Source organism: Micromonospora sp. NPDC047548, from assembly GCF_040642975.1.
Classification (GTDB): Bacteria; Actinomycetota; Actinomycetes; order Mycobacteriales; family Micromonosporaceae; genus Micromonospora.
Genome location: NZ_JBEYTI010000129.1, coordinates 1 through 1,145, shown reverse-complemented (window position 1 = coordinate 1,145; position 1,145 = coordinate 1). Strand labels below are relative to the sequence as shown.

1 protein-coding gene is annotated in these 1,145 nt (G+C 68.5%); it reads left to right on the top strand.

The features are described from left to right. Window positions 1-48: 48 nt before the first annotated feature. A partial coding sequence (locus ABZ807_RS33385; protein ID WP_357167177.1) for an IS4 family transposase occupies window positions 49-1,145 on the top strand: 1,097 nt, incomplete at its 3' end.

The following is a 1,145-nucleotide window of genomic DNA, read 5'->3' as shown; positions in this document are numbered from 1 at the left end:
TGGTAGGACATGGATTGACTAGATCCACATGTCTGACCAGGAGCTTCGATGGTCGATTCTGCCATGGTGTCCGTCCGTGCGGTGGAGCAGTTCGCTGATCAGCGGGAGGCGTTACGTACTGCGGTGATCGCCGGCCCGGCCGGGTTCGGCGGGTTGGACGAGCGGGTGAACGGCCGTTTGTGGCCGGTGGTGGCTGATCCGGATGTGATCGAGCAGGCCCTGGCTGTGGTGGGGCATGTCGATGCGCGGCGGCGGGTGTTGACCGCGGCGGTCACGGCCATGATCGTGCTCGGGTTGTGCCTGTTCCGCCGGGAGAGCGCGGGTGTGGTGACCGGGCGGGTGACCGCGCGGATCCCGCGGACCCGTATCGAGGGCACGCCGAGCGCGGCCGGGGTGTCGAAAGCCCGCGGCCGGGTCCCGAAGCAGGTGATGGAACAGGTGTTCGCCGTTTCCGCGCGAGCGATGCCGCCCGCTGGGGCGCAGTGTCACATGTTCGGCCTGTTGGTGACCGCGATCGATGGCACCGTGTTCGACCTGGCGGACACGGCCGAGATGCGGGCCGGGTTCACCACCCCGTCCAAGGGCCGGTTCCCGCAGGCGCGGATGGTCGCGTTGGTGGCCTGCGGCATCCGCTGGGTGATCGCCGCCCGGGTCGGCTCGTCCGGCATCAGCGAGCAGGCCCTGGCCGATGATCTGATCAGCGAACTGCGGCCGGGCACGATCAACCTGGCCGATCGGGGTTTCTTCTCGATGGACCGCTGGACGCGGGCGTCCGCCACCGGAGCGCATCTGGTGTGGCGGGTCAAGAACGGTGCCCGGAGCCTGCCCGCCCGCCTGGATCAGACACTGTCCGACGGGTCCGTGTGGGTCGGCCTGCACGAATCCGACCAGATGCTCGCCCGCCGCCGCAAAACCAGCGGCGACCGCAGCCTGACCCGGCTGTCACCGGTGGTCGCCCGCCTGGTGGAATTCACCGTCACCAGCCGCGACCGGACCGGCAGGTGGACGAAGACCAGCCGGTACCGGGTACTGACCACCCTGCTCGACCACCGCCGCTACCCTGCCGACCAGATCGCCGCGCTGTACGCCGAAAGATGGCAAATCGAACTGACATACGCGAGATTGAAGGTCACGCTGCGTGAACC